The organism is Rhodopirellula sp. SH410, assembly GCF_055811895.1.
In genome coordinates this window covers 4007277-4012936 of sequence record NZ_CM147949.1, presented here as the reverse complement: position 1 = coordinate 4012936, position 5660 = coordinate 4007277, and the positions used below count along the sequence as shown (strand labels likewise).

Sequence of the window (5660 nt, the reverse complement as noted above, 5' to 3'; positions counted from 1 at the left end):
CGGTCCGAGCCGTCCCAATTGGTCGCATGTGTAAAAGTCAGCTAAAACGCTGCAACACGGAACAATCGAGCGACCGGGCGGACGTGAAGATGTGAGCGCAATGGGTAAATTTGTGCGACGGAAATTCGCAAATACCACTGATCGGCGGATGACTCGTCATCCTCCGGATGTCAGCACTTTTCTTTCCAGTGGTTTGCGAGAAAGACGCTCATTCATACCGGGAGCTTAATCTTTGCCCCCTTCAGACGCTGCTTTGTTTGGACCATTTTCGCCGAATTACCGCAAAAAGCTCCCTGACGCACGCGTTCACAACTGCGGCGGTGTCGGGCGAAGTTTCTACGACGAGACGGCAGCCCGTCTGGCTATGCACCGTTGAGCATCAATGGGCTGTTTGCAGCGATCATCATGATTGCGACCACTGTTGCCATGACGCCGTTGGTTCTGAAGACATCAGATGACGCATACGCCGTGTTATCCACCCGTAGACAGATTGCCGCCTGCAGGAGAGGTGGTGATCGACGACAACTCCTGCACTCCGACAACGTGACTCTGCAACCGTTCGCTTGGGTTGATTGCGACGAGATCGCCGGGGTGAGCTTAGAGATTGTCGCCTTCGCGACGTCCGCCACCTTGATCGCTGGGGCGACTGACGATGTTGTTTAAGAAACTCTCGCCTTGGACGAGTTGACCCGCCAGGATATCAGCTTCGGAGATCTTTGACAAAAAGATGGTGTGTTGGCCTATTTCACCCCGCCCTTGGTCGTAGACGAGATAGATCGATCCGTCCTGGCCCAGCGTCGCCGATGGATAGCTGATTTGTCCTTCGTCGCACAGCAGCATTCGATGTGGAAAGGTTTTGCCATCATCGTCGCTTAAATAGGCCGTCATGCGAGTGCGTGTAGTCTTATGTTTTTGAAGTTCGATTTCTTTACCGTTTTTGTCGGTGTAGTAATACTGTCTTCTACCGTTTGTTTCTTTCATCTGGACATCGTTCGCGACTAACAAAACTCGCCCTGAAGGCAGCGTTTTAAGGATACACTTCGTGTTGATAGAAAACTGCATCGGGTAGTAGCCACCCAGTTCCCAGGTCTTGCCACCGTCGAAAGATTCGGCGAATTTCTGTCCCTTCTTAGCGCGATAGAAAGTGAAGAGGCTGCCGTCTTTTCGGATGATGGGCATCTGCTCCGCAAACACCGCATCGTTGTCGATGGGGAATTCGGAAACAAAGATTGGCTTGCCGTCGACGCCCTCTTTCAAAAAGCGAATCCTCACCTTGTCGGGAGTGCCGACAAATTTGAAGTCGTCCATCGAACGCATCACGGTTCCGTCTGGGAAAATGAGCGGCTTCATGACGGAGATGTTTTTGTTTCCGAGCAAGCGTGGTTCACTCCAAGCGGTATGTTCCTTTTCGGCGTCGAGCATGGTGAATTCCCACGCAGAGGTGGCGAAGTCGTCCTGGCCTTTGAAGTCGATGTTCCTGAGGCCGATGAAGCGGATGTTGCCCTGAGGATCTTTCCATAGCATCGGGTCGGATGCTCCCCCGCCGAGGAGCTCGCTCGGGTCGAAGACGAACACTTCTTTCCAAGTTTTGCCATCGTCTGCGGAGGTCGATATGACTGAGAATTGGTCTTTGTGAAACGGTGCTCGTTCGGCTTGGACGTTGGAGCCGAACCAGGTTGCCCAGAGTCGGCCTCCCGAGGAGATCTCTACCTGCGGACAGCCCTGAAAGACTCGCAGATTGATGCGGTGACTGTGGTAGGGTGGTTGTCCTTCGTAGTTGATTTTGGTCAGAGACGGTGGCGTCTTGCCTGTAATGCCATACGGGAACGTTTGCGACACGTCGTCGGGGGACGGCATGGTCGTGTCGCCCAATATGGATGGGGGGGCCACCGTTTGGGCAGGTAGAACCGTAGTAAAGCTCGGCAGTAGGCTGGTGACGAGCATGCACGCCATCAAGGATGCGGCCGTCTGGCGAACAGAGTGAGATTGGTTCGGCATGGTCGTTCGATTTTTTTGATTCATGTTGATGGATGTGAAGGTACTGTTCGCTCTTAGTGAGCCGTCGCGGCGGCCGCACCAATGGGCAGCGGCGATGAACGCGACGCCGGGCGATGAACGCGACGCCGGGCGATGAACGCGACGTCGAAGGACTATTCTTCGATGCGATAGAGGGCGTCAGCGGTTCGGATGATCAACGCGTCGCCATCAACGGCCGCCGAGGCGAGTGTTCGTTCGCCCAGATCGTTCTCCGCTAGCACTTTGTATTCGCGGCCGGTGGCAATCACTGTCGTAACCCCCGACTCGTTGGTGTAATAAATCTTGTTGTCGACCAACACAGGAGAGGCGGAGAAGCCGCCGCCAATTCGCTTTCGGTAAAGGATCTCGCCGGTCTGAGCGTCCACGCAAATCGCGATCCCACCGTCGCTGACGGAGTAGATGAGTCCCTCGTGAGCGAGCATTGACGCGGTGTGAGGGACATTCTTGTCGATCGACCATTTCAAGTGAGTCTCAGTCACATCGCCTCTGCCCGTGGGGTCGATCGCCAGCATGCTCGGGGTGTCGTAGCTTGTCGAAAGATAGACCAGCCCGTCGTGGTAGATGGGCTTGGGGATGACCGAGTATCCCGAGTAAAGCAACTGCCAAATGACGTTTCCGCTGGCAGGGTCAATCGCCAACACACAATCGCTCCCCGGTGCAATGACTTGTTTCTGACCATCGACGATAATTAGCGTCGGCGTACAGAAGGAGAATTTTCGCTTCGCATCGTTCGGGCGTTCTACTTCCCACGCAACTTCGCCCGTTTCGGCATCCAAAGCGACCACTTTGGGATCGCTTTCGCCATCACATGTGAAAATCAGTTTGCCGTCCACCAAAATGGGTGTGCCGCCGTTGCCGTGGATGGGCTTGAAAAATAGATCGCGATTTTTCCAAATCAGATTTCCGTCGCGATCAACGCATGCGGTTCCCTGATAGCCAAAGTGAACGAAAACGCGATCGCCGTCGACAATGGGTGTCGGGCTCGCATGCGAATTTTTCTTGTGAATTCTGTGACTCTTCTCTGCGGTCTGCTCCATCAGTGGCACGGACTTCAAAAGCTCACCACTCTTGGCGTCCAAGATGATCAACGTCAGTGCGTACTGCGTCTCGTTGGAGTCGTCTTCCTCGTTGAGGGGAATGGCTGCGGATAGGTAGATCCGACCATCAGCGATGATAGGAGATGACCAGCCCTGACCTGTCAGTGGAGTGCGAAACGCCACATTCTTTTCTTGCGACCATTCTGTCGGCACGCTTGAGTCCGCGTTTGCGATCCCGTTGCCCAAAGGGCCGCGAAACACGGGCCACGAATCGGCTGCGCCGGATGAGGCAGGTAAACAGAGGACGCTGATAGATGCCGACATCGCCAGAAGGCACAAGGCAACGCTGCGTGGAAAGGGAGTGGTCATGAAAGGTTGAACGCAATAGTTGGCGTAAGGGCTGAATGATCGGTTGCCAACGCAGCGGGATCACTCACCGGGGCAGGCAATGTTGCCGACCATTCTAAGATAACTCAAGTCCGGCCAGGTGGCATCACCGCTCAAAGCGGCTCCCTTTCTTCGCTGGGGGAACGCATTTCAACCCGGCCTACCACCCCGCGTGAAGTAAATCTGCCGTCGGTACGCTCGCCAGAGCGTGCGATCCCGGCGTCGGGGGACGCAATCTACGAGAGCATTCAACTGGCGCTCACGTGATGCTCACCACCGAAAGAGGGAGGAAGAGCCAACTCATGCGACTGCCGACAGGCATCGTGCCGGAAAAACTTGCCCCAGTCGTTAGCCGTGTGCATTCGGTCATCAGGGGTTTGGACGCGGTGAAATCGGGAATACATACATGAGTCGTGAGACCATCGTTGGCTCCCTCTTGGCAATTGCCGCTGGCGATGCGCTCGGTCTGCCTTTGCGAAGCGGAGTCGCCGCGAAGGCCCCGCGGTGTCGCCGCGAAGGCGTCCGCTGCGATGGTGCGGTGGATTCTAGGTTCCGGCGTCGGCCGCTAAGGGATTCCTCACGCAAGCATCGCGGGTCACACGCCGGGTGCGGCTTTTGCTCTGCTATGCTTCTGCAGGTGCCGGCCAGTTTGCCGCCGTCACCGCCACAAAATTGTCCAACTGACTAACTCCCCTCTCTGACTTTTCCGCTGATGCCTTTTTCTTTTAACAACAGCTACGCCGGTTTGCCGGATGCTTTCTTTGTGCGGACCGAGCCGATTCCGGTCAGGGAACCGGTGATGATTCGACTCAACGATTCCTTGGCGATTGAGTTGGGGATCGATCTCGCCGAGCTTCATTCTCCCGAAGGTCTCGCTGTCCTGGCGGGGAACCATCTCGCGGCAGGCGGCCAACCGTTGGCGATGGCTTATTCAGGACACCAATTCGGTGGTTTTTCGCCGCAGCTCGGCGACGGTCGTGCCATTCTGCTCGGTGAGGTCGTCAGCCCGGACGGGGGACGCTACGACATCCAGCTCAAGGGTTCGGGACCCACTCCGTTCTCACGCCGCGGCGACGGACGCTCGGCACTCGGTCCTGTCCTGCGTGAGTACATTGTCTCGGAAGCCTTCGCGGCCCTGGGCGTGCCGACAACCCGTGCGCTCGCCGCCGTCGCGACCGGTGAGCAAGTGTGGCGAGAAGGGAAGATGCCCGGGGCCATTCTCACGCGAGTGGCAAAGTCACATATCCGGATCGGTACCTTTGAGTGGTTCGCCGCTCGCCAGGACGACGTGAACGTGAAGGTGCTCGCCGATTACGTTATCCAACGCCAGGTTCCGGACGTGCGACAGGAGGAGAACCCGTACCTCGCTCTGCTCGACGAAGTCATTCAGCGGCAAGCCAAACTGATCGCCCACTGGATGCAGCTTGGATTCATTCATGGCGTGATGAACACGGATAACATGAACGTCTCCGGCGAAACGATCGACTTTGGCCCCTGCGCGTTCATGGACGTCTACGATCCGATGAAAACATTTAGCTCGATTGATCATCAGGGGCGTTACGCTTTCATGAACCAGGCCCCGATCGGCCAGTGGAACCTTTGCCGCTTCGCCGAAACCTTGCTGCCGCTTTTGCACGTGGATATGAAGCAAGCGGTGGACAAAGCCGAACGTGCTCTCGACGCGTTCGCCGCTATCCACCAAACCGAGTGGCAACGGCGTTTGACAGCCAAAATTGGGATCGCAGCGGGTGACACATGCGACATGCAGATGGCCGAGGCGTTGCTCGCGGCGATGTCAGAGGGCGGTGCCGACTTCACGCTGGTTTTCCGCCATCTCTCGGACGCTCTGGAGAGCGGCAACGATCACAAGGTCATTGCACTTTTCGACCAACCCGCGGCGATCATTCACTGGCTTGGCCAGTGGCGGAGGCGGCTGGGCGATTGCGACCACGGCCAAGCGATTGGGCTGATGCGGCGGACCAATCCCGTCTTCATCCCACGCAACCATCGCATCGAGGAAGTCATCGTCGCGGGTAACGCGGGCGACTTCACGCCCTTTCATCGCCTCACTGAATTGCTGCAGCAGCCGTTCTCCGCGCAGCCGGAGTTCGCCGAGTACGAGGCGGCGCCGCGGCCAGAGGAAGTTGTGCAGGCAACCTTCTGTGGAACCTGACTCGCCACCCCTCCTCATCGCAGACT

General features: G+C 56.9%; 3 protein-coding genes. 1 reads left to right on the top strand and 2 read right to left on the bottom strand.

All coding sequences use genetic code 11. The features are described 5' to 3' along the window. Nucleotides 1-597: 597 nt before the first annotated feature. Nucleotides 598-2022 carry a sialidase family protein gene (locus SH410x_RS14650; RefSeq protein ID WP_473677206.1) on the bottom strand — a complete coding sequence of 475 codons (1425 nt, stop codon included), beginning with the start codon at nucleotides 2020-2022 and terminating at the stop codon, nucleotides 598-600. 128 nt (nucleotides 2023-2150) lie between these two features. Beyond that, entirely contained in the window at nucleotides 2151-3398 is a 1248-nt protein-coding gene (locus SH410x_RS14645) for a PQQ-like beta-propeller repeat protein (protein WP_473677315.1), read from the bottom strand. Nucleotides 3399-4173: 775 nt separating this feature from the next. Here SH410x_RS14645 and SH410x_RS14640 point away from each other — a divergent pair. Further along, nucleotides 4174-5634 (top strand): protein adenylyltransferase SelO, encoded by a 1461-nt coding sequence (locus SH410x_RS14640; RefSeq protein ID WP_473677205.1) that lies wholly within the window; start codon nucleotides 4174-4176, stop codon nucleotides 5632-5634. Nucleotides 5635-5660 lie beyond the last annotated feature (26 nt).